The sequence below is a fragment of the Stenotrophomonas sp. CFBP 13718 genome, from assembly GCF_014842145.1.
GTDB lineage: Bacteria > Pseudomonadota > Gammaproteobacteria > Xanthomonadales > Xanthomonadaceae > Stenotrophomonas.
In genome coordinates, this window is the sequence record NZ_JACYVC010000004.1 from 207,749 (window position 1) to 231,619 (window position 23,871).

Here is a 23,871-nt window from a genome sequence, read left to right on the forward strand (position 1 = left end):
AGAAGCTCACCCTGCGCCATCCGGGCTTGGACCTGATGCTGAGGTAGGAGTTGCACCGTGGAAACGTGGAAACGTGACCCGCATGTACTGGGGAACCAGTGACGCTGTTGAACTGATTGAAGGATGTGCCTGATATGCCTGTTTCTCGACTTGACGCCTGTTTCGAGTCCCTGCGCGCGCAGCAGCGCAAGGCGCTGATCCCGTTCATCACTGCCGGCGACCCGTCGCTGGAAGCGACCGTGCCGGTGATGCACGCACTGGTGGCAGCGGGGGCCGACGTGATCGAGCTCGGCGTGCCGTTCTCCGATCCGATGGCGGACGGTCCCACCATCCAGCGCAGCTCGGAGCGGGCCCTGGCGCGTGGCGCCGGCCTGCGTTACGTGCTGCAGACGGTGGCGGCATTCCGTGAGCAGGATGCACGCACGCCGGTGGTACTGATGGGTTACCTCAATCCGGTGGAGATCCATGGTTACGCGCGATTCGCCACCGAAGCGGTCGCGGCGGGCGTGGATGGCGTCCTGCTGGTCGATCTGCCGCCGGAAGAGGCCGAAGAGGCGAACGTGGCATTTGATGCGGCGGGCCTGGCCCTGGTGCTGCTGGCGTCGCCGACCACCAGCACGGCCCGCGCCGAGACCCTGCTGGGCCTGGCACGTGGCTATCTGTACTACGTCAGCTTCGCCGGGGTGACCGGTGCCTCCGAGCGGCTTGACCACGATGCGGCGGGCACCCGTCTGGCGGCCCTGCGCGCGCGTGCAGGCGTGCCGGTGGTGGCCGGGTTCGGCATCAAAGACGCGGCCAGCGCAGCGGCGATGGCGCGACAGGCCGACGGCGTGGTCGTAGGCAGTGCCCTCGTGGCCGTGCTCGCCGAAGCCGATTCGATCGACGCCGCAGTACAGGCCGCGACCCGGTTCCTGGCACCGCTGCGCCAAGCCCTCGACGGCTGACCGTCCCGCACGCAGGCAGCGCCGAGCCACGCTCGGCGAGCGCAGCGGCCGGCTTCACCCAGGTAGCGCCGAGCCACGCTCGGCGAGCGCAGCGGCCGGCCCCGCCCAGGTAGCGCCGAGCCACGCTCGGCGAGCGCAGCGGCCGGCTCCGCCCGGATAGCGCCGAGCCACGCTCGGCGAGCGCAGCGGCCGTCCAGCGTACGCAGCAGTAGGGTTTTTCACCCGCCCCATACGCCGTCGCAGGGGTGCACGGGCAGGGAAGGCCTGAGCTAGACTGTCGGCCTTTGCGGCCTTCGGGCCGCCCTGAACGGAAGTAGCATCCCGCATGAGTTGGCTCAGCAAGTTGATGCCGTCGGGCATCCGCACCGACAACGTCCCCAGCAAGAAGCGCAGCGTCCCCGAGGGCCTGTGGGAAAAGTGCAGCAGCTGCGGCAGCGCGCTGTACGGTCCCGAGCTGGAAGAGAACCTGGAAGTCTGCCCCAAGTGCGGCCATCACATGGCGATCCGCGCGCGCGCGCGCCTGGCGGCACTGTTCGATGCGGACAGCACCACCGAAATCGCCGCACGCCTTGGGCCGACCGATCTGCTGAAGTTCAAGGACCAGAAAAAGTACGCCGAGCGCATCAAGGTCGCGCAGAAGAACACCGGCGAGTACGACGCCCTGATCGCCATGCGCGGTCTGCTGAAGGGGCGCCCGTTGGTCGCGTCCTCGTTCGATTTCGCCTTCATGGGCGGCTCGATGGGCTCGGTGGTCGGTGAGCGTTTCGCGCTTGCCGCCGAAACCGCGCTGGAGATCGGCGCACCGTATGTCAGCTTCTCCGCGAGCGGCGGCGCACGCATGCAGGAAGGCCTGTTCTCACTGATGCAGATGGCGAAGACATCGGCCGCGCTGGGCAAGCTGCGCGAAGCCGGGCTCCCCTACATTTCAGTGCTCACCCATCCCACCACCGGTGGCGTCTCGGCATCGTTCGCGATGCTGGGTGACATCAACATCGCCGAGCCGCACGCACTGATCGGCTTTGCCGGTCCACGCGTGATCGAGCAGACCGTGCGCGAGAAACTGCCGGAAGGCTTCCAGCGCTCGGAGTTCCTGCTGGAGCATGGCGCCATCGACCAGATCTGCGATCGCCGCGAACTGCGCGACCGGCTGTCCGACCTGCTGGCGATGCTGCGCAGTGAACCGGCACCCGCAGTCGCCGAATCCTGATGGGCGCGCGCAAGTACTTCGGTACCGACGGCATCCGCGGTCGTGTCGGCCAAGGGGTGATTTCGGCGGATTTCGTGCTGCGGCTCGGCAACGCCTTCGGGCGCGTGCTGGTGGCCCAGAAGCGCAACGAGGGCCGCCGCCCGATCGTCGTGATCGGCAAAGACACCCGTATCTCCGGCTATATGTTTGAAGCGGCGCTGGAAGCTGGATTGGTTGCCGCCGGCGTGGACGTGCAGTTGCTGGGGCCGATGCCGACTCCGGCGGTGGCCTTCCTGACCCTGACCCTGGGTGCCGACGCCGGCATCGTCATCAGTGCGTCGCACAACCCGCACTATGACAACGGCATCAAGTTCTTCTCCGCGCAGGGCGAGAAACTCGACGACGCCACCGAGCTGGCGCTCGAGGCAGGCATCGACGAGCCGTTCAGCACGGCGGAGTCCGAAAAGCTTGGCAAGGCGATGCGCGCGCGCGAAGCGATCGGCCGCTACATTGAGTTCTGCAAGTCCAGCGTTCCGCGCAGTTTCGACCTGCGTGGCATGCGCCTGGTGTTGGACTGCGCGCATGGCGCCACGTACCACATCGCACCGCTGCTGTTTCGCGAGCTGGGTGCGGAGGTGATCGCCATCGGCGCGGCGCCAGACGGGCTGAACATCAATGCCGGGGTGGGCTCCACGCACATCGACAGTCTGGCGGCCAAGGTCAGCGAGATGCGCGCGGATCTGGGCATCGCCTTTGATGGCGATGGCGACCGTGTGCTGATGGCCGACGACCAGGGCAACCCGGTTGATGGGGACGACCTGCTCTACATCCTGGCGCGCTCGTGGCAGGCCGAAGGCCGTCTTCGTGGCCCCGTGGTCGGCACGCTGATGACCAACTTCGGTCTCGAGCAGGCGCTGGAAAAACTGGCGATTCCGTTCATCCGCAGCAATGTGGGCGACCGCTACGTACACCAGGCGCTGACCGAACGTGGCGGTGTTCTGGGGGGCGAGGCGTCCGGCCACTTGCTGTGCCTGGACCGGGCGACTACCGGTGATGCGATCGTCAGTGCGCTGCAGGTGCTGGTAGCGCTGCGCCAAAGCGGGCAGACCCTCCGTGAGGCGCTGCAGCCGCTGGTCAAGGTGCCGCAGAAGACCGTCAACGTGCGCTTGGGCAATGTGTCCGCCAAGGCCACGGTGCAGGCGGCGAGCGTGCAGGATGCGCTCGCGCGTGCACAAGAGGCAGTCGCTGGTCGCGGCCGTGCCTTCCTGCGGCCCTCGGGCACCGAGCCGGTCGTCCGGGTAACGGTGGAAGCGGACGAAGCGGGGCTGATGCAGGACACGCTGGACCAGTTGTCCGCCGCGGTGCAGGCGGCCGCCGCCGCCTGACACAGAGCGTCGTCCGCGCCCGACCTTTCCCCGCTTCGGTAGAGCCGACTTCAGTCGGCTGGCGTTTGGCATTTCGGTAGAGCCGACTTCAGTCGGCTGGCCTTTGCCGCGGTGCCGGCTGAAGCCGGCACTACCAGGGCGTGGCTCGTGCGGTGCCGGCTGAAGCCGGCACTACCAGGCGATGCGGGCCACGGCGTGAATGCAATGGCTGCCCTAGTGACGGCGGAAACGCGTCAGCGCATCCCATGCTTCGCGCACGCTGGCCGTGTCGGGTTGCTGCACGGGTAGCGGCAGATAGTTCGCTCCCAGCGCGGTGGCATTGCCAAACTTGTCGAATACATAGATATCGTGGCCACGCCGGATGCCGCGCTGTGACCAGCTTTCCACCAGCAGCGAGCGCGTTCCCGGCGGTGCGGGGGCCAGCAGGTCCTGCCCCGTGCTGAAATCCTCCAGCGGATTCTCACACCCCAGCGCATGGCGCAGCACCGTAGGCACCCAGTCTTCATGCGAGCTCATGCGTGCGTCATGCGCTGCATCGCGCCCCGGCCAATGCAGCACGAACGGCACCTGCAACTGGTAGTCGGAGAAGTTGCCGTTGTGGCCCCAGTAGTTCAGGCCGAGATCGTTGAACTCTTCGGCGTGATCGCCGGTGACCAGCACGATCGTGTTCTCGTCCATGCCCGCATCGCGCAGGCCCTGCAGCAGTTCACCCAGCAGGCTGTCTGCGTAGTGCACTGCCGTGCGGTACCGATTACGTTCGGGCGTGGCGTCGTGGTCGTTGTCCAAGGCAAGGAAATCAATGTCCGGCGCCATCGGGCTGACCAGCGGCGGATAGTCTTTCGGCAGGTGATAGGGCGCGTGGGTGGCGTCCAGGAAGGCAAAGCCGAACCACGGCGCGCCGGGGGGGCTTGCCTTGATCTCCGCTTGCAACGTCTGCACCACATGGCGGTCCCGCTCGGCGACGGACAGTGCCGACGGCGCGGTCTGCAGCAGGTCTCGCACATCGGCAAAGGCGGTACGGTCGAACTCCGGGCTGTACAACGGTGCACTGCCATGGATGTGCAGCGCATACCCCTGTTGTTTCATCACCTGCAGCAGCAGCGAGCCACGCTGCTCGGCCAGCATCGGCTGCCAGTAGGCGCCGGGCAGGCCATACAGCAGGCCGAACAGGCCAAAGCGCGTGGCGTTGCCCGTGCTGTAGTGGTGGTCGAACACCTGCGAGCGCGCAGCCAGTGCCCAGGTGTTGGGCATCGTCTGCGGATCGAGCGCGTCGGCGCGCAGCGATTCCATCACGACCATCAAGATATTCGGGCGTTGATAGCTCTGGCAGCGCAGCGGCGCCAGCGGCCAGTCCAGCTCGCTGAATCGTGGGTCGGGTAGGGCACTGGCGCGCTGGAGCACGGGGACACCGAGTGCGCGCATCTGGCGCTTGGCCGTGATCGGCTGCGCCCACGGAATGTACGCCCACTGGCTGACCACCGCGCGTTCGCCCCGTGCATCGTAGTAGGCCGTTGCCAGCTGGCCGACGCCCATCACCAGGGCTGCCACCAGCAACGTGGCGGTCAGCACGCGCTGCGGCAGGCGGGCCGGCAGCAACCGCCAGCAGCTCCACGCAAGCAGGCCTTGCGCGATGAAGACCGCCATGAGCACGCCGGCCACCTGCAGCCAGTTCGTCCAGGACAGGCTGACCTGATCGTGCAGGGCACCGCCGAAGACCATGTTGAGCACCATGGCATTGAGGTGGAACCGGTAGAGCGCGAACACCTTCGCATCGACGAGCAGCAGGCACAGCCACAGGCCTTGGCAGACAACGGCAGCCACCGTCAGTGCGCGCGTGCGGCGCGGCCACAGTCCGATCAACAGGGCAGGCAGCATCGTCAGCGCGCCGAATGCGAGGAAATGGCCGGGCAGGGCGATAGCCAGGTAGGCCTTGCCGAGGGTTCCGCCCGGATTGGCGGACCACGGCGCGTAGGACGCCACGATGGCGATGGCGATCAGCGCGTTGAGGAGGGTGAACAGCGATGCCCAGGTCACTCGGGCGCGGCGTGTCACAGGGGGTGCGGAGGCGTCCATGTCGGTCGGGGGTATCGTGCGGAATCAGAGGGGGAGTCGACAGGCAGCGCATGCCGGGCGCGCGCATTGTATCGATTTGTATCCTCTGGTTGGCTGGCGGCAGGGGGCCGATCTGTCACAATGGCCATCCGCGCCAGCGTCTCTGCGCGGACCGTTCAATTGCCAGCCAGGACATGTTCGTGAGCCAGATCCCCACCCTCGACATCACCCGTTTTGACAGCGACCGCGACGCCTTCGTGGCCGAGCTGGGCGCCGCGTACCGCCAGTGGGGCTTCGCCGGCATCCGCAATCACGGCATTCCGCAGGCCGAGATCGATGCGGCCTACGAGGTATTCAAAGCCTTCTTTGCCCTGCCCGACGAAACCAAGCGCCAGTACCACGTGGCCGGTGGCGGTGGTGCGCGGGGCTATACCCAGTTCGGCGTCGAGACGGCGAAGGGTTCGCAGCATTTCGATCTGAAGGAGTTCTGGCATATCGGCCGGGAGATTCCGGATGATTCACCGTACCGTGAGGTGATGCCGCCGAATCTGTGGCCGAGTGAAGTGCCGGGCTTCCGTGAGGCGGGCTATGGCCTGTACCAGGCGCTGGACCACCTCGGTTCGCGCGTGCTGTCCGCGCTCGCGCTGCACATTGGTCTGGCGGAGGACTTCTTTGCCGACAAGACCAACCAGGGCAACTCGATCCTGCGTCCGATCCATTACCCGCCGATCACCACCGACGACGTGCCGAACGTGCGCGCCGGCGCGCATGGCGACATCAATTTCATCACCCTGCTGGTGGGTGCCAGTGCCGCCGGCCTGGAAGTGCAGTCGCACGATGGCAAGTGGGTGCCGTTTACGTCGGACGCGGACACCATCGTGGTCAACATCGGCGACATGCTGCAGCGGCTGACCAACCACGTGTATCCGTCGACGATCCACCGTGTGGTGAATCCGCCGGGTGATCTTGCGCGCCAGCCGCGGTACTCGGTGCCGTTCTTCCTGCACCCGAACCCGGATTATCTGATCGACGTGCTGCCCTCGTGCATCACCCCGGAGAATCCGAGCCGGTACCCGGAACCGATCACCGCCCACGGTTTCCTCGAAGAGCGCCTGCGCGAGATCAAGCTGAAGTAGTGGAGTGTCCGGCCTGCGGCCGGACCGCTTTAGGGCACCAGCAACGGCAACCTCAAGAGCTGCAGGCCTGCGTGCTGGCGGGGCGGGGTGGGTTGGCGGGGGACGGGTCCACGTCATCCCATTCGCGCTGCCGCTCCCACGCTTTGCTTCGCAAACCGCGGGCCCCGTCTCACCAGCACCCACACCCCGCCGCTTCGCGGCCGCCCCTGACTCAGGGGCTCCCTCCACCCGACGGGTCAACTGGGCCTGCGGTAGCGGAATGTTCCCGCCAACGGCCCGCTGCGCTCGCCGACCATGGGTCGGCGCTACCGCTTTTCTCTTTTTTCATACGCGGCGGGCGGCCACGGAACCTGTCAGGGGGCCGGGCGGTGGGGCTGGGCGGGGGCGTTGAGTGCCATGGATGGCACGAAACGAGGCACGCAGGAGCGGCTTTTGCCGTCCCCCGACCAGCCCCACCGCCCGGCCCCAAGCACGTAACCCGCTGTCAGAGCCCACCGCGAGGGGGTCCCACCCGTTCGATCACCCTCAAACCAACGTGTAACCGGTTACTACCCAACGGCGAATAATTTCATTCGTTATCATGTCCAGCTGATACGAAACGGAGCCATCGCCCATGCGCCGCAAGATCGTCGCCGGAAACTGGAAGCTGCACGGCAGCCGCGAATTCGCCACGTCCCTGGTCACCGACATCGCCAACGGCGCACCGGAGCAGGGCGTTGAACTGGTCATCCTGCCGCCCCTGCCGTATCTGGGCGAACTGGTCGACGATTTCGCCGACACCGCCGTCGCCTTTGGCGCGCAGGACGTCAGCAGCAATGAAAAGGGCGCGTACACCGGCGAAGTTTCCGCCGCCATGCTGCACGAGGTAGGCGCGCGCTACGGACTGGTGGGCCACTCCGAGCGGCGGCAGTTCCACCACGAAAGCAGTGAGCTGGTGGCGCGCAAGTTCGCTGCAGCCCTGCATGCCGGCCTGGTACCGGTCCTCTGTGTGGGGGAAACCCTGGAGCAGCGCGAAGCCGGACAGACCGAGAGCGTGATCGCCAGCCAGTTGGCCCCGGTGCTCGCGCTCGTGGGCGGGCAGGGCTTCCAGAACGCCGTCGTCGCCTATGAGCCGGTGTGGGCCATCGGCACCGGACGCACCGCGAGCAAGGAGCAGGCGCAGGACGTGCACGCGTTCATCCGTGGCGAAGTGGCCAAGGTCGATGCTAGAATTGCCGATTCCCTGACCATCCTTTACGGTGGCAGCGTGAAGCCCGACAATGCCGCAGAGCTGTTCGCACAGCCCGACGTCGATGGTGGGCTGGTAGGTGGCGCCTCATTGGTGGCTGCCGATTTTCTGGCCATCGCCCAGGCGGCGGCTGCAACCTGATTAGAAGTAGTCCGAGGACGGATTCCAGATGCTGATGTTGATCCTCAATGTCGTTTACGTGCTGGTGGCAGTGGCCATGATCGCGCTCATCCTGATGCAGCGTGGTTCCGGTGCGGCCGCCGGTTCGGGCTTTGGTGCCGGTGCCTCGGGCACGGTGTTCGGCGCACGGGGTGCCTCGAACTTCATGTCGAAGTCGACCAAATGGCTGGCCGTGGTGTTCTTCGGTATCAGCTTGTTCATGGCCTGGTACGCCGGTCATGGCAGCCGCCCGGCGGCGCAGCAGGATCTCGGTCTGATGGCCGCGCCGGCCGCCAGCGTGCCGGCCGCCCCGGCAGGCGAGCGCCCGGCCACGGTGCCGGCAGCCAATGCCGTGCCGGTCCAGCAGCCCGCGCAGCAGCCGGTTCCGGCCGCGACTGTGCCGGCTCAGGCGGAATCTTCAAATTCTGGTGAAGAAAAGCAGCCGGAAGGCTCCCAGAAAGACTGAAGACGGTTACAATACGCCGCGCACTGGAATGATAGTCCAGCGCGATCGTAAGCCCAGGTGGCGGAATTGGTAGACGCACTACCTTGAGGTGGTAGCGACTTAGGTCGTAGGGGTTCGAGTCCCCTCTTGGGCACCATTTAGTAAGTAAAGCGGGTACGTCCGGCGCGCTCTGCGCCGGGTAGCGTTGTCCCCGTCCACTCCCCCATGCCAAAGCGCCTGCAGGCGCGGCGGCAGAGGCAAGAGAGAATCGCTGTGCTGGCCGAATATTTGCCGTCTCTGCTGTTTCTGATCGTCGCCACCGGTATCGGCATTACGCTGATGCTGATTGGCCGATTCCTCGGCCCACGCCGTCCCGATCTGCAGAAGCTCTCGCCGTACGAATGCGGCTTCGAGGCTTTTGAAGACGCGCGCATGAAGTTCGATGTGCGCTATTACCTGATCGCGATCCAGTTCATCGTCTTCGATCTGGAAATCATCTTCATCGTGCCCTGGACCCAGGTCTTCATGGAGCTCGGCGCCCGTTCGCTGGTCACCATGGGTCTGTTCGTCGGCATGCTGTTCCTCGGCTTCATTTATGTCTGGAAGAAGGGAGCGCTGGAATGGGAGTGATCCAAACTCTCGACGGCCTGATGAACAACCCCAGCCCCGAAGGGCGGGTTGACGACATCCTGCGGCCGGCCGGCGATAATCCGCTGCTGGAAAAAGGCTATGTCACCACCAGCGTCGATGCCCTGCTGAACTGGGCGCGTACCGGTTCGATGTGGCCGATGACCTTTGGTCTGGCCTGCTGCGCCGTTGAAATGATGCACGCCGGCGCTGCGCGCCTGGATCTGGACCGGTACGGTGTGGTGTTCCGCCCGTCGCCGCGCCAGTCCGACGTGATGATCGTGGCCGGTACGCTGGTCAACAAGATGGCCCCGGCGCTGCGCAAGGTCTACGACCAGATGCCGGACCCGAAGTGGGTCATCTCGATGGGTAGCTGCGCCAATGGCGGCGGTTATTACCATTATTCGTATTCGGTGGTCCGCGGTTGCGATCGCGTGGTCCCGGTGGACATCTATGTCCCGGGCTGCCCGCCGACTGCCGAGGCGCTTGTGTACGGGATCCTGCAGCTGCAGAAGAAGATCTGGCGTACGCAGACCATCGCCCGCTGACCCTTCCCACCTTATCAAGAGCGCGCCAAGCCCCCATGGCAGAGCAAGCATCCTTCATCGACCGACTTTCCGCCCGCTTCGCTGGCGGCCAGGTCATCGTGGTCGAACCCCGCGGCGAAGTGACGCTGGAAGTGCCTGCCGCCGATTGGCACGCCACCGCGCTGGCGCTGCGTGACGAATTTGGTTTCGAGCAGGCCGTTGACCTGTGCGGCGTCGATTATCTCGGCTACGGCTCTGACGAATGGGACACCGCAGACGTGTCTTCGCAGGGCTTCAGTCGCGGTGTCGAAGGCAAGGGCGCCGGTCGCTTCGCCTGGGGTGAATTCCCCAGCGAAGAGGATGCCGGTGGCGCGCAGCCGCAGCACATGCCGACCCAGCGTTTCGCCGTGGTGGCGCAGGTGCGCTCGTACCAGCACAACCTGATGATGCACCTGCGCTGTTTTGCGCCGAACGAAGGCTTGCCGGTGGTCGCATCGCTGACCGACATCTGGCCGGGACTGAACTGGTTCGAGCGCGAAGCGTTCGACCTGTTCGGCGTTATCTTCGAAGGCCATCCGGACCTGCGCCGCATCCTGACCGACTATGGCTTTGTCGGTCATCCGTTCCGCAAGGACTTCCCGCTGATCGGCAACGTCGAAGTGCGCTACGACGAAGAAAAGAAGCGCGTGGTCTATGAGCCGGTCACCTCGGTGGAGCCGCGCGTCGGCGTGCCGCGCGTGATCCGTGACGACGCCCGCCTGCAGACCGCGGCCGGCGAGCGTTCGCAGGAGGCAGTGAAGTGAGTCAGTTCGAGCAGGCGCACCAGGCGTTCGCCAGCAACACGGCCGAGCGTCGGCAGGAAATCCGCAATTACACGATGAACTTCGGTCCGCAGCATCCGGCCGCGCACGGTGTGCTGCGCCTGATCCTGGAAATGGACGGCGAGACCATCATGCGTGCCGATCCGCACGTCGGCCTGCTGCACCGTGGTACCGAAAAGCTCGCCGAATCCAAGCCGTTCAACCAGTCCATCGGTTACATGGACCGCCTGGATTACGTGTCGATGATGTGCAACGAGCACGCTTACGTGCGCGCCATCGAGACCCTGATGGGAATCGAGGCGCCGGAGCGTGCGCAGTACATCCGCACCATGTTCGACGAAATCACCCGCATCCTGAATCACCTGATGTGGCTGGGCTCCAATGCGCTCGATCTGGGCGCGATGGCGGTGATGCTGTACGCCTTCCGTGAGCGCGAAGAGCTGATGGACTGCTATGAAGCGGTCTCCGGCGCACGCATGCACGCTGCGTACTACCGGCCGGGCGGTGTTTACCGCGACCTGCCGGACCATATGCCGAAGTACAAGGAGTCGCGCTGGCACAAGGGCAATGCCCTGAAGCAGCTCAATGCATCGCGCGAAGGCTCGCTGCTGGACTTCATCGAGAACTTCACCAACGAATTTCCGGGTCGCGTCGACGAGTACGAGACCCTGCTCACCGACAACCGTATCTGGAAGCAGCGTACCGTCGGTATCGGCGTGGTCACCCCGGAGCTGGCCCATCAGTGGGGCATGACCGGCGTGATGCTGCGTGGCTCGGGCATCGCCTGGGATCTGCGCAAGAAGCGCCCGTACGCGAAGTACGATGCCGTCGACTTCGACATTCCGCTGGGCAAGGAAGGCGATTGCTACGATCGTTATCTGTGCCGTGTGGCGGAAATGCGTGAATCCAACCGCATCATCAAGCAGTGCGTGGCGTGGCTGAAGGCCAACCCGGGCCCGGTGATCGTCAACAACTTCAAGGTCGCGCCGCCCAGCCGCGAGGCGATGAAGGACGACATGGAAGCGCTGATCCACCACTTCAAGCTGTTCAGTGAAGGCTACTGCGTGCCGGCCGGCGAGACCTATGCCGCCGTCGAAGCGCCGAAGGGTGAGTTCGGCTGCTACCTGATGTCCGATGGTGCGAACAAGCCGTTCCGCGTGCATCTGCGTGCGCCGGGCTTCGCCCATCTGTCCTCGATCGATTCGATCGTGCGCGGCCACATGCTGGCCGACGTGGTGGCGATGATCGGCACCTACGACCTGGTGTTCGGCGAGGTCGACCGGTGAATCCGGCCGACCTGACCCTCTTTCCTGCAGGCAGCCGGCGCAAGCCGGCGCCGCAGCATATGGAATTCCAAGACATGCATTTCGCTGAGGTCGGCCGATGAAGGCGACAGGTAATTTCGAGGCGGCGCGCGACGTCGATCCGATGGTGGTGCTGAGCGACAAGACCCGTGCTCACATCGAGCACTGGCTGTCCAAGTTCCCGCCGGACCGCAAGCGTTCGGCTGTGCTGCAGGGTCTGCACGCCGCGCAGGAGCAGAACGGCGGGTGGTTGACCGACGAGCTGATCGCCGGCGTGGCCAAGTACCTGGACCTGCCGCCGGTGTGGGCCTATGAGGTCGCCAGCTTCTACTCGATGTTCGAGCTGGAAAAGGTCGGCCGCCACAACGTGGCCTTCTGCACCAACATCAGCTGCTGGTTGAATGGCGCCGAGGACCTGGTCGCGCATGCCGAGAAGAAGCTCGGCTGCAAGACCGGCCAGTCCACCGCCGACGGCCGCATCTACCTGAAACGCGAAGAAGAATGCCTGGCCGGTTGTGCTGGAGCGCCGATGATGGTCATCAATGGCCATTACCACGAGCGCCTGACCGTCGAGAAAGTCGACGAGCTGCTGGACGGGTTGGAGTAAGCCATGGCACATCATCACGCACCCAGTGGTCCGGTCGGTCCCGCACCGTTGCCGCACCAGGTGGTCTACACCACCCTGCATTACGACACTCCGTGGTCGTACGAAAGCTATCTCAAGACCGGTGGCTATGCCGCCCTGCGCAGGATCCTCGAAGAGAAGATCAGCCCGGAGCAGGTCATCGAGATGGTCAAGCAGTCGAACCTGCGCGGCCGTGGCGGCGCTGGTTTCCCGACCGGCCTGAAGTGGTCCTTCATGCCCAAGGGCACGATGCAGAAGTACATCCTGTGCAACTCGGATGAATCCGAGCCGGGTACCTGCAAGGACCGCGACATCCTGCGTTACAACCCGCATTCGGTGGTCGAAGGCATGGCGATCGCCTGCTACGCCACCGGCAGCACCGTGGGCTACAACTACCTGCGCGGTGAGTTCCACCACGAGCCGTTCGAGAACTTCGAACAGGCACTGGCCGACGCGTATGCGAACGGCTGGCTGGGCAAGGACATCCTCGGCAGCGGTGTGGACATCGACATCTACGGTGCACTGGGCGCTGGCGCCTACATCTGCGGCGAAGAAACCGCGCTGATGGAATCGCTGGAAGGCAAGAAGGGCCAGCCACGTTACAAGCCGCCGTTCCCGGCGAACTTCGGCCTGTACGGCAAGCCCAGCACGATCAACAACACCGAGACCTATGCCTCGGTGCCGGCGATCATCCGCAACGGTCCGGAGTGGTTCGCCGGTCTGTCGCTGACCAAGAACGGCGGTCCGAAGATCTTCTCGGTGTCCGGCTGCGTACAGCAGGGCGGCAACTTCGAGGTGCCGCTGGGCACCACCTTTGACGACCTGCTGGAAATGGCCGGTGGCCTGAAGCCGGGCCGCACGCTGAAGGGCGCGGTGCCGGGTGGTGTGTCCATGCCGGTGCTGAAGGCCGAAGAGCTGAAGGGCCTGCAGATGGACTACGACACCCTGCGTGCCCTGGGCACCGGTCTGGGTTCGGGCGCCATCGTGGTGCTGGATGACAGCGTGTGCTGCGTCAAGTTCGCCTGCCGCATCAGCCAGTTCTTCCACAAGGAATCCTGTGGCCAGTGCACGCCGTGCCGCGAAGGCACCGGCTGGATGCACCGGGTGCTGGAGCGCATCGTCGCCGGCAAGGCCACGATGGAAGACCTGCACCAGTTGAAGGCCGTGGCCGGCCAGATCGAAGGTCACACCATCTGCGCGTTCGGTGAAGCGGCGGCATGGCCCATCCAGGGTTTCCTGCGCCAGTTCTGGGACGAATTCGAGTACTACATCGTCAACGGTCATTCGATGGTTGACGGCAAGAAGGTGGAGGCTGCTGCCGCATGAGCGCGCAACCCGTAAATCAGAGCGTGCCACCGGATCACGTCACCGTCGAAATCGACGGCCAGTCGCTGGTCGTGCCGAAGGGCTCGATGATCATCCAGGCGGCCGACAAAGCCGGCATTCCGATCCCGCGCTTCTGCTACCACGAGAAGCTGCCGATCGCGGCCAACTGCCGCATGTGCCTGGTGGACGTGGAGAAGTCGCCGAAGCCGGCGCCCGCCTGTGCCACGCCGGTGATGGATGGCATGAAGGTTGCCACCCGCAGCGAAAAGGCACTCAAGTTCCAGCGTTCGGTGATGGAGTTCCTGCTCATCAACCATCCGCTGGACTGCCCGGTCTGTGACCAGGGCGGTGAGTGCGAGCTGCAGGACGTGTCGCTGGGTTATGGCCGTTCGGTCAGCCGCTTCAACGAGCGCAAGCGCGTGGTGGTGGACGAGGACATGGGGCCGCTGGTGGCCACCGAAATGACCCGCTGCATCCAGTGCACGCGCTGCGTCCGCTTCACCGCCGACGTGGCCGGCACCTACGAGCTGGGTGGCATGTACCGCGGCGAGAATCTGCAGATCGGTACCTACGACGGCAAGCCGTTGACGACCGAACTGTCCGGCAACGTGGTCGACGTCTGCCCGGTCGGTGCACTGACCAACAAGGTGTTCCAGTTCCGCGCGCGTCCGTGGGAACTGACCGCGCGCGAATCGCTCGGCTACCACGATGCGATGGGCTCGAACCTGTTCCTGCACGTGCGTCGCGGCGAAGTGCTGCGCACCGTGCCGCGCGACAACGAGCTGGTCAACGAGTGCTGGCTGTCCGACCGTGACCGTTATTCGCATCAGGGCCTGTACAGCGAAGACCGTGCGGTCAAGCCGCTGCGCAAGGTCAATGGTGAGTGGAAGGAAGTGAGCTGGGCCGAAGGTCTGGCCGCCGCCGCGGACATCCTCAAGGCCAACCAGGGCGATGCCCTGGGCGTGCTGGTGCATCCGTCCACCTCGAACGAAGAGGGCGCGCTGCTGGCCCGCCTGGCTTCGGGCCTGGGCAGCACGAACCTCGATCACCGCATCACCAATCGCGACTTCTCCGACGCCGCCACGGCCGAGGTCTTCGGCCTGCCGCTGGCCGAGATCGAAGGGGCCGACCAGATCGTCGTGCTGGGCAGCAATGTCCGCCACGAGCTGCCCCTGCTGCACGCCCGCCTGCGCAAGGCGCAGACCAGCAACGGCGCGAAGATCCACGTGGTCAACCCCGTCGACTTCGACTTCGCTTTCAGCATTGCCGGCAAGCAGATCGTCGCTCCGTCGATGTTCGTCGACGCGCTGGCCAACGCCGAGCTGCGTACGATGGTGCAGGGCGGTCGCAACACCGTACTGATCGTCGGTGGTATTGCCGAGAACCATCCGCAGGCTGCTGCGATCCGCGCCGCTGCGCGTGATTTCGCTGCGGCAACCGGCGCCCGGTTGTGCCGTATCCCGCAGGGCGCCAATGCCATCGGCCTCACCCGTGCCGGCGTGCTGCCGGCGGGCAAGGATGTGGCCGCCATGCTGGCGCAGCCGCGGCAGGCCTACGTGGTCTATGGCCTCGAGCCGGGCCTGGATTTCGCCGACGCCCCCGCCGCCCGCAAGGCGCTGGCCGGTGCGCAGGTCGTGGCTTTCAGCCAGTTCGCCTGTGCTTCGACCCGCGACGTCGCCGACGTGATCCTGCCGATCGGTGCGCTGCCGGAAATCGACGCCACGCTGACCAACCTCGATGGTCGCACGCAGTCGGCACGTGCCGGCGGCAAGCTGCCGGGTGAGGCCCGCGAGGGCTGGCGCGTGCTGCGTGCACTGGGTGGCGAGATGGCGCTGGCTGGTTTCGAGTTCACCGATCTGGCCGGCCTGCGTGCCAGTCTGGCCCCGGTGAGCGTGAACGTGGCCGCTTCCACCGCCGTTGCCGTGAGCAACGAGGGTCTGGAAGTCGCGTCGACCGCGGCGATCTACCGTACCGACGCCGTCGTCCGCCGCGCCCCGGCGCTGCAGTCGCATCCGCTGAACACTGCCCCGCGCATCGTGCTCAATGCCGACGATGCCGCGCGCCTGCAGTTGCAGGAAGGGCAGATGGCCAAGGTCGGCACCGACGCCGGCCGTGCCACGCTGCCGGTGGTGGTCGACCGCCGCGTCGCGGCAGGGTCGGTCTGGATTGAATCGGGCCACGGTGCAACCGCACCGCTGGGTGCCGCTCGTGTAACGGTGGTGGCTGCATGAACGAATTGCTGTTGAACGCAGTGGACCCGCTGCACCAGTGGCTGCTTGGCCTTGGTGACATCGGCGCGCTGCTGTGGATCATCCTGAAGATCCTGGTGATCACCATGCCGGTGATCATCTCGGTGGCCTTCTATGTGGTCTGGGAACGCAAGCTGATCGGCTGGATGCATGTCCGCCACGGTCCGATGTACGTGGGCATGGGCATCTTCCAGGCCTTCGCCGACGTCTTCAAGCTGCTGTTCAAGGAAGTGCTGCAGCCGGCCAACGCGCACAAGGTGCTGTTCCTGCTGGCCCCGCTGATCACCCTCGCACCGGCCTTCGCGGCCTGGGCGGTGGTGCCCTTCGATGCGCAGCTGGTGTTGTCCAATGCCAACGCCGGCCTGCTGTACCTGCTGGCGATGACCTCGCTGGGTGTGTACGGCATCATCCTGGCGGGCTGGGCATCCAACTCGAAGTATGCGTTCCTGGGTGCGATGCGCGCCTCGGCGCAGATGATCAGCTACGAAATCGCGATGGGCTTTGCCCTGGTCGGCGTGATGATCGCGTCGGGCAGCCTCAACCTGACCGGCATCGTGATGGCGCAGGCCGGCAGCTCCGGCTTCCTCGACTGGTTCCTGCTGCCGCTGTTCCCGCTGTTCATCGTGTACTGGGTGTCCGGCGTGGCCGAAACCAACCGCGCGCCGTTCGACGTGGTGGAAGGCGAATCGGAAATCGTCGCCGGTCACATGGTCGAGTACTCCGGTGGTGCGTTCGCGCTGTTCTTCCTGGCCGAATACGCGAACATGATCCTGATCAGCTTCCTGATCGCGATCTTCTTCCTCGGTGGCTGGCTGAGCCCGATCCAGGGTTGGGTCAATCCGGGTGCGATCTCGCCGTTCATCGACTGGATCTGGACCGGTGGCTGGCCGTGGCTGTTCATCAAGGTCTTCTTCTTCGCCAGCGCCTACATCTGGTTCCGTGCCAGCTTCCCGCGTTTCCGCTACGACCAGATCATGCGGCTGGGCTGGAAGGTCTTCATCCCGCTGACCATTTTCTGGATCGCGGTCACCGCCTTGATGGTGTTCTTCGGCGTGATTCAAAAGGGTGTCTAACGTAATGAACAGGATTACCCATTACTTCAAGAGCCTGCTGCTGCTGGAGCTGTTGGCCGGTCTGTGGCTGACGCTGAAGTACAGCTTCAAGCCGAAGTACACGATGATGTACCCGATGGAAAAGTTCCCGCAGTCCCCGCGCTTCCGCGGCCTGCACGCCCTGCGTCGTTATCCGAACGGTGAAGAGCGCTGCATCGCCTGCAAGCTGTGCGAGGCGGTCTGCCCGGCGCTGGCCATCACCATCGATTCGGCCAAGCGCGAGGACGGCACCCGCCGCACCACGCGTTACGACATCGATCTGTTCAAGTGCATCTTCTGTGGCTTCTGCGAAGAAAGCTGCCCGGTGGACTCGATCGTCGAGACCCACATCCTCGAGTACCACTTCGAGAATCGTGGCGAGAATATCGTTACCAAGCCGCAGCTGCTGGCCCTGGGTGATCGGCTTGAGTCCGAAATCGCCGAGCGCCGTGCCGCCGACGCCGCTTACCGCTGAGGTCGAGACATGGATTGGGTAAATATCGCTTTCTGGGTTTTCGCCATCGCAGCCAGTGTGTCGGCAGCGGCGGTGATCAGTGCGCGCAGCCCGGTCAACGCCGTGCTCTGCCTGGTGCTGACTTTCTTCTCCGTCGCCTGTATCTGGATCCTGGTCGGAGCCGAGTTCCTCGGCGTGGCGCTGGTGCTGGTGTATGTCGGCGCGGTGATGGTGCTGTTCCTGTTCGTGGTGATGATGCTGGACATCGACACCGACAACCTGCGCGAGGGCTGGGTGCGTTACCTGCCGGTCGGGCTGGTGGTCGCGGTGGTGATGCTGGTGCAGATCGTCACCCTGATCGGCGTGCGGGGCAGGGCGGTGACGCCGTTCCCGGCCGACAACGCGGCGGCGCTGGCGGCTGACACCTCCAACATCACTTGGTTGGCACGCAGCCTGTTCACTGAATACCTGCTGCCGTTCGAGTTCGCCGCGGTCATCCTGACCGTCGCCGTGATCGCCGCCGTGATGCTGACCCTGCGCCAGCGCACCGGCATCAAGACGCAGAACCCGGGCGAGCAGACGATGGTCAAATCGCGTGACCGCCTGACGGTGGTGAAGATGGACGTCGAAACGCCGTTCGTGCACAGCAACACCAAGGCTGCCGTCGACATGCCGGCCGCCGGCGAGGAGACCAAGCCATGATCACGTTGGGCCATATCCTGGCGCTGGGCGCGGTGCTGTTCTGCATCAGCCTGGCCGGCATCTTCCTCAACCGGAAGAACGTCATCGTCCTGTTGATGTCCATCGAGCTGATGCTGCTTTCGGTGAACATCAATTTCGTCGGGTTCTCGCGGGAACTGGGTGACACGGCCGGCCAGCTGTTCGTGTTCTTCATCCTGACCGTGGCAGCCGCCGAGGCCGCTATCGGCCTGGCGATCCTGGTGACCCTGTTCCGTACACGTCGAACGATCAATGTCGGCGAAGTCGATTCGTTGAAGGGCTGATTAACAGATGGAAATCACACTCGCCAAGAGTCTGTTGATCGCAGCGGTGCTTGCACCGCTGTTCGGCAGCATCATCGCCGGCCTGTTCGGTCGTCAGGTCGGGCGCCTCGGCGCGCAGACCATCACCATCCTCGGGGTGGCCGTCAGCTGCGCCCTGTCGATGTACACCTTCTACCAGTTGCTGTGGGGCGGCGCGCAGCCGTTCAACGAAAACCTGTACACCTTCTTCGAAGTGGGCCAGTACTCGGCACACGTCGGCTTCATGGTCGACAAGCTGACCGCGATGATGATGGTGGTGGTGACCTTCGTGTCGCTGCTGGTGCACATCTACACCATCGGCTACATGGAAGAAGATCCGGGCTACCAGCGCTTCTTCAGCTACATCTCGCTGTTCACCTTCTCCATGCTCACGCTGGTGATGAGCAACAACTTCCTGCAGCTGTTCTTCGGCTGGGAAGCGGTGGGTCTGGTCTCCTACCTGTTGATCGGCTTCTGGTTCAAGCGCCCGACCGCGATCTTCGCCAACATGAAGGCCTTCCTGGTCAACCGTGTCGGTGACTTCGGCTTCCTGCTCGGCATCGGCGGCGTGATGTGGGTGTTCGGGACCCTCGACTACGCCACCGTGTTCGCCAAGATCATGGATCCGGAACTGGCCAACGGTGCGCTGCAGGTGTGGTCCGGCTCGATCAGCCTGTTCGGCCTGCATACCATCCAGGTACTCGACCAGCCGGTCATCTGGGGCAGTGCCACGGTGATCTGCATCTGCCTGTTCATCGGCGCCATGGGCAAGTCGGCCCAGGTCCCGCTGCACGTGTGGCTGCCGGACTCGATGGAAGGACCGACGCCGATCTCGGCGCTGATCCACGCCGCGACCATGGTCACCGCCGGCATCTTCATGGTGACGCGCATGTCGCCGCTGTTCGAGCTGTCGCCGACCGCGCTGAACTTCGTGCTGTTCATCGGTGCGACCACGGCGTTCTTCACCGGCCTCATCGGCATCGTGCAGAACGACATCAAGCGCGTCGTCGCGTACTCCACGCTGTCCCAGCTGGGTTACATGACCGTTGCGCTGGGTGTGTCGGCGTACTCGGCCGCCGTGTTCCACCTGATGACCCACGCCTTCTTCAAGGCGCTGCTGTTCCTCGGCGCGGGCTCGGTGATCATCGCCATGCACCACGAGCAGGACATGCGCAAGATGGGCGGCCTGCGCAAGTACATGCCGATCACCTTCATCACCATGTGGATCGGTACGTTGGCCCTGGTCGGCACGCCGTTCTTCTCCGGCTTCTACTCGAAGGACACCATCATCGAGGCCGCCGAGATCCACGCGCACATGTCCAACAGCTGGGTTGCGACTTACGCATACTGGGCGGTACTGGGCGGCGTGCTGGTCACCAGCTTCTACAGCTTCCGCCTGCTGTTCCTGACCTTCCATGGCAAGGAGCGCTTCCGTGACGTGGCGCATGACGACCATGGTCATGGCCACGATGCGACTGCGCACGATGACCATGCGCATGCCGCCGACGCGCATGCGGTCGATGCCCATGCGGTCGATGCCCATGCAGGTCATGACGACCACGGCCATGGCCACGGTCCGCACGAGCCGCACGAAACCCCGTGGGTGGTGACGCTGCCGCTGATCCTGCTGGCGATACCCTCGATCCTGATCGGCTTCTTCAGCATCGGTCCGATGCTGCACGGCACCGACTGGGCCGGGCATCACGCGCACGAAGGCATCAAGGGCCAGGCCACCAACTTCTTCACCGGTATCGTCGATTTCTACGACCCCGCAAAGAACACGGTCGGCTTCCTCGGCGAGCACTTCCATGGCCCCGTGGCGTTCGCGCTGCATGGCATGACCCTGCCGCCGTTCTTCCTGACCGTGGCAGGCTTCCTGCTGGCCGTGATCTTCTACCTGTGGAAGCCGGACCTGTCGGGCAAGGCGCGCAGGACGTTTGCTCCGATTGTTTCGGTACTGGAAAACAAGTACGGCATGGACACGCTGTGGATCGACGGCTTCGCCGGCGGCAGCGTCAAGCTGGGCAAGGTGGCGCGCTGGATCGACACGAACATCGTCGATGGCACCGTCAACCTGGTCGCACGTGGGGCGGACGTAGCAGCCAATGTGCTGCGTCGTACCCAATCCGGTTTCCTCTATCACTACGCCTTCGCGATGATCATCGGCCTGATTGCCCTTCTGGGCCTGCTGATGCATTACCTGCGTTGATGACCTGTACGGAATAAGAAAACGTGTCGAACTGGCCCCTACTTAGTGTCCTCATCTGGCTGCCGATCATCGGTGGCGCCCTGGTCCTTGCCATCCGTGATGCGCAGACCGCCCGCTGGGCGTCGCTGGGTGTCGCGCTGCTGACCTTCGCCCTGAGCATCCCGTTGCTCACCGGTTATGACCCGGGTATCGACGCGCTCCAGTTCGTCGAAACCCGCGCCTGGATCCCGGCGTACGACATCGGCTACAACCTCGGCGTCGACGGCATCGCCATCGCGCTGATCGCGCTGACCACGCTGGTCAGCGTGTTGGCCTTGATCGGCGCATGGAGTGCCATCGACAAGCGCGTGAACCAGTACGTTGCCGCCTTCCTGATCCTGGAAGGCGTCACGGTCGGCATCTTCGCCGCCACCGATGCGATGCTGTTCTACGTGTTCTTCGAAGCGATGCTGATCCCGATGTTCCTGATCATCGGTGTCTGGGGCGGCCCGCGCCGCATCTATGCCGCGCTGAAGTTCTTCCTCTATACCTTCCTCGGCTCGGTGCTGATGCTGGTGGCGCTGGTCTACCTGTACCTGAAGGGCGGCAGCTTCCAGCTGGCCGACCTGTACGCACTGCAGCTCACCGCGACCGAGCAGACCTGGATCTTCTTCGCCTTCCTGATCGCCTTCGCGGTCAAGGTGCCGATGTTCCCGGTGCACACCTGGCTGCCCGATGCGCACGTGGAAGCGCCGACCGCCGGTTCGGTGATCCTGGCGGCCATCGCGCTGAAGATCGGTGGCTACGGCTTCCTGCGCTTCAACCTGCCGATCGTCCCGGACGCGTCGCAGGAATGGGCGTGGCTGGTCATCGCCCTGTCGCTGATCGCGGTGATCTACGTGGGTCTGGTCGCGCTGGTCCAGGACGACATGAAGAAGCTGATCGCCTATTCGTCGGTCGCCCACATGGGCTTCGTCACCTTGGGTACCTTCATCGCCCTGTGGCTGGTGCGTGAGGCCGGCAATGCCGACGCCGCCCGCCTGGGCCTGCAGGGTGCGATGGTGCAGATGATTTCGCACGGCTTCGTGTCCGGCGCGATGTTCTCGTGCGTGGGCGTGCTGTACGACCGCATGCACAGCCGCCGCATCGCCGATTACGGCGGCGTGGTGAACGTGATGCCGTGGTTCGCGACCTTCGCCATGCTGTTCTTCATGGCCAACGCCGGCCTGCCGGGTACCTCCGGGTTTGTCGGTGAATTCATGGTCATCCTGGCCGCCTTCCAGCGTAATCCGTGGATCGCACTGGGCGCTGCCACCACCCTGATCATCGGCGCGGCCTACACGCTGTGGCTGTACAAGCGCATCTTCTTCGGCGAAGTGGCCAATGCGCACGTCGCCGAACTGAAGGACATCAACGGCCGCGAATGGCTGGTGCTGGGGGTGTTCGCCATCGGCGTACTGGCCCTGGGCATCTACCCCAAGCCGCTGACCGACCTGATGGAGCCGTCGATCGCCAAGCTGGCGATGCAGATTGCTTCCAGCAAATTGCTCTGATCGGCCTGCCGAGCGAACTGATTCCAGGATTTGATAATGACCACCTCGCCGTTGCTGCCACTGACCGCCGCTGACCTGCCCCCGCTCGCTCCCGAGCTGGTGCTGGTTGCGAGCGCCTTCGCCCTGATGATCCTCGATCTGTTCGTCAGCAAGCAGAACAAGCTGATCACCCATCTGTTCTCGCTCGCCGCCCTGGCGGTGGTGCTGGTCATGCTGGCCACCGGAACGGGCGGGCAGGGCGAGGTCTTCCACGGCATGTTCGTGCGCGATACCGCGGCCGACGTGATGAAGGTGGTGATCGTGCTGTGCAGCGGGCTGAGCCTGGTGTACGGCTGGAGCTACCTGCGCGAGCGCAATCTGTTCCAGGGGGAGATCCCGGTGCTGGTGCTGTTCGCCACGGCCGGCATGATGATCCTGGTGTCCGCCGGCAGCCTGCTGATGGTCTACCTGGGCCTGGAACTGCTTGCGCTGTGCTCGTACGCACTGGTGGCCAGCAACCGTGACAACGGCCTGGCGTCCGAAGCGGCGATGAAGTACATCGTGCTGGGTTCGCTGGCATCGGGCCTGCTGCTGTACGGCATGTCGCTGATCTACGGCGCAACGGGCTCGCTGCACCTTGATGCGATCAATGCGGCCATCCCGCATTCCGACGAGAAGATGCTGCTGCTCACCGGTGCGGTCTTCATGATCGCCGGTGTGGCGTTCAAGCTGGGCGCGGCGCCGTTCCACATGTGGCTGCCTGACGTGTACCAGGGCGCTCCGGCGCCGGTCGCGCTGTTCATCAGTTCGGCCCCGAAGCTGGCGGCGTTCGGCATGGCCTACCGCCTGCTGGAAGTGGGCGTCGGTCCGCTCTCGGATGAGTGGAAGATCCTGATCGGTGGCTTGGCGGCCTTGTCGCTGGTGATCGGCAACCTGATGGCGGTCGCCCAGCACAACCTGAAGCGCATGCTGGCGTTCTCCACCGTGTCGCACATCGGTTTCCTGCTGATGGGCATCGCCGGTGGCGGCTCGCAGGGCTACGCGGCCGCGCTGTTCTATGCGCTCAGCTACGCGATCATGTCTACCGCCGCGTTCGGCGCGATCATCGCGATGTCCCGCAATGGCTTCGAGGCCGAGAACATCAACGATTACAAGGGTCTCAATGCCCGTAATCCGTGGATGGCGGCGCTGATCCTGTGCATCATGGCGTCGATGGCCGGTATTCCCCCGTTCCTCGGTTTCTGGACCAAGCTCGCGGTGCTGGGCGCGGCGGTCAACGGCGGCATGCTGTGGCTGGCGATCCTGGGTGTGCTGTGTGCCGTGATCGGTGCGTTCTACTACCTGCGGGTCATCAAGGTCATGTACTTCGATGAGCCGGTGGGCGAGCCGCTGCCGCGCAACACCGACCGCGTACTGGGTGTGGTGCTGGGCGTGAATGCGTTGGCACTGCTGGCATTGGGCCTGGCCTGGAACCCGATCATGGTGTGGTGCCAGCAGGCATTTGCACATATTTCTTAAAAAACGATACAAAACTGCGTTAATCGTGTAATATTCATCTCCTGAGTTGTGA

The 23,871-nt window shown here is 64.5% G+C and carries 21 protein-coding genes and 1 tRNA gene; 21 read left to right on the forward strand and 1 reads right to left on the reverse strand.

Going from position 1 to position 23,871, the window contains the following annotated elements; translation table 11 throughout:
* Positions 1-134: 134 nt before the first annotated feature.
* From trpA to glmM, 3 genes are all read left to right on the forward strand, one after another.
* Positions 135-944: a tryptophan synthase subunit alpha gene (gene trpA / locus IFT58_RS08955; protein ID WP_192094513.1), complete on the forward strand. Its 810-nt coding sequence runs from the start codon at positions 135-137 to the stop codon at positions 942-944.
* A 325-nt stretch (positions 945-1,269) separates the two neighbouring features.
* Positions 1,270-2,151 (forward strand): acetyl-CoA carboxylase, carboxyltransferase subunit beta, encoded by an 882-nt coding sequence (accD, locus tag IFT58_RS08960; protein WP_188326747.1) that lies wholly within the window; start codon positions 1,270-1,272, stop codon positions 2,149-2,151.
* A complete protein-coding gene (glmM, locus tag IFT58_RS08965) occupies positions 2,151-3,515 on the forward strand; it encodes a phosphoglucosamine mutase (protein ID WP_192094514.1) in 1,365 nt (454 codons plus the stop codon). Before accD ends, glmM begins: the two co-directional genes overlap by 1 nt.
* Before the next feature lie 213 nt (positions 3,516-3,728).
* Here the strand turns inward: glmM and IFT58_RS08970 are convergent, their stop codons facing one another.
* A complete protein-coding gene (locus tag IFT58_RS08970; protein ID WP_192081793.1) occupies positions 3,729-5,588 on the reverse strand; it encodes a sulfatase-like hydrolase/transferase in 1,860 nt (619 codons plus the stop codon).
* Positions 5,589-5,761: 173 nt separating this feature from the next.
* On the opposite strand from IFT58_RS08970, the gene IFT58_RS08975 reads away from it, so the two are divergent.
* From IFT58_RS08975 to nuoN, 18 genes are all read left to right on the forward strand, one after another.
* Complete coding sequence (locus IFT58_RS08975; protein WP_188326750.1) at positions 5,762-6,703, forward strand: isopenicillin N synthase family oxygenase; 942 nt, start codon at positions 5,762-5,764, stop codon at positions 6,701-6,703.
* Positions 6,704-7,316: 613 nt separating this feature from the next.
* Entirely contained in the window at positions 7,317-8,072 is a 756-nt protein-coding gene (gene tpiA / locus IFT58_RS08980; protein ID WP_192082580.1) for a triose-phosphate isomerase, read from the forward strand.
* Positions 8,073-8,100: 28 nt separating this feature from the next.
* A complete protein-coding gene (secG, locus tag IFT58_RS08985) occupies positions 8,101-8,556 on the forward strand; it encodes a preprotein translocase subunit SecG (protein ID WP_188326752.1) in 456 nt (151 codons plus the stop codon).
* Between the two features lie 51 nt (positions 8,557-8,607).
* Positions 8,608-8,692: transfer RNA gene (locus tag IFT58_RS08990), tRNA-Leu, on the forward strand.
* 116 nt (positions 8,693-8,808) lie between these two features.
* On the forward strand, positions 8,809-9,165 hold the full coding sequence (locus tag IFT58_RS08995) for an NADH-quinone oxidoreductase subunit A (protein WP_042614960.1): 357 nt from the start codon (positions 8,809-8,811) through the stop codon (positions 9,163-9,165).
* Positions 9,156-9,710 (forward strand): NADH-quinone oxidoreductase subunit B, encoded by a 555-nt coding sequence (locus IFT58_RS09000; RefSeq protein WP_182339617.1) that lies wholly within the window; start codon positions 9,156-9,158, stop codon positions 9,708-9,710. Before IFT58_RS08995 ends, IFT58_RS09000 begins: the two co-directional genes overlap by 10 nt.
* A 35-nt stretch (positions 9,711-9,745) precedes the next feature.
* Complete coding sequence (locus tag IFT58_RS09005) at positions 9,746-10,492, forward strand: NADH-quinone oxidoreductase subunit C (RefSeq protein WP_188326753.1); 747 nt, start codon at positions 9,746-9,748, stop codon at positions 10,490-10,492.
* The gene (locus IFT58_RS09010) at positions 10,489-11,796 is read left to right on the forward strand and encodes an NADH-quinone oxidoreductase subunit D (RefSeq protein ID WP_188326754.1); all 1,308 of its coding nucleotides are present in this window, start codon (positions 10,489-10,491) and stop codon (positions 11,794-11,796) included. The genes IFT58_RS09005 and IFT58_RS09010 overlap by 4 nt, the downstream gene beginning before the upstream one ends.
* A 97-nt stretch (positions 11,797-11,893) precedes the next feature.
* Positions 11,894-12,421 carry an NADH-quinone oxidoreductase subunit NuoE gene (gene nuoE, locus IFT58_RS09015; protein ID WP_188326755.1) on the forward strand — a complete coding sequence of 176 codons (528 nt, stop codon included), beginning with the start codon at positions 11,894-11,896 and terminating at the stop codon, positions 12,419-12,421.
* A gap of 3 nt (positions 12,422-12,424) precedes the next feature.
* On the forward strand, positions 12,425-13,765 hold the full coding sequence (gene nuoF, locus IFT58_RS09020) for an NADH-quinone oxidoreductase subunit NuoF (RefSeq protein ID WP_192094515.1): 1,341 nt from the start codon (positions 12,425-12,427) through the stop codon (positions 13,763-13,765).
* Positions 13,762-15,996, forward strand: coding sequence for an NADH-quinone oxidoreductase subunit NuoG (gene nuoG / locus IFT58_RS09025; protein WP_192094516.1), 2,235 nt, complete (start codon positions 13,762-13,764; stop codon positions 15,994-15,996). The genes nuoF and nuoG overlap by 4 nt, the downstream gene beginning before the upstream one ends.
* The gene (nuoH, locus tag IFT58_RS09030; protein WP_188326758.1) at positions 15,993-17,087 is read left to right on the forward strand and encodes an NADH-quinone oxidoreductase subunit NuoH; all 1,095 of its coding nucleotides are present in this window, start codon (positions 15,993-15,995) and stop codon (positions 17,085-17,087) included. The genes nuoG and nuoH overlap by 4 nt, the downstream gene beginning before the upstream one ends.
* 4 nt (positions 17,088-17,091) lie before the next feature.
* The gene (gene nuoI, locus IFT58_RS09035) at positions 17,092-17,580 is read left to right on the forward strand and encodes an NADH-quinone oxidoreductase subunit NuoI (RefSeq protein WP_005417924.1); all 489 of its coding nucleotides are present in this window, start codon (positions 17,092-17,094) and stop codon (positions 17,578-17,580) included.
* Between the two features lie 9 nt (positions 17,581-17,589).
* Positions 17,590-18,261 (forward strand): NADH-quinone oxidoreductase subunit J, encoded by a 672-nt coding sequence (locus IFT58_RS09040; RefSeq protein WP_192094517.1) that lies wholly within the window; start codon positions 17,590-17,592, stop codon positions 18,259-18,261.
* Entirely contained in the window at positions 18,258-18,563 is a 306-nt protein-coding gene (nuoK, locus tag IFT58_RS09045) for an NADH-quinone oxidoreductase subunit NuoK (RefSeq protein WP_042614969.1), read from the forward strand. The genes IFT58_RS09040 and nuoK overlap by 4 nt, the downstream gene beginning before the upstream one ends.
* Before the next feature lie 7 nt (positions 18,564-18,570).
* Positions 18,571-20,790, forward strand: coding sequence for an NADH-quinone oxidoreductase subunit L (nuoL, locus tag IFT58_RS09050; protein ID WP_192094518.1), 2,220 nt, complete (start codon positions 18,571-18,573; stop codon positions 20,788-20,790).
* Positions 20,791-20,813: 23 nt separating this feature from the next.
* Complete coding sequence (locus IFT58_RS09055; protein WP_188326761.1) at positions 20,814-22,322, forward strand: NADH-quinone oxidoreductase subunit M; 1,509 nt, start codon at positions 20,814-20,816, stop codon at positions 22,320-22,322.
* 36 nt (positions 22,323-22,358) lie between these two features.
* Positions 22,359-23,819, forward strand: coding sequence for an NADH-quinone oxidoreductase subunit NuoN (gene nuoN / locus IFT58_RS09060; RefSeq protein ID WP_188326762.1), 1,461 nt, complete (start codon positions 22,359-22,361; stop codon positions 23,817-23,819).
* Positions 23,820-23,871 lie beyond the last annotated feature (52 nt).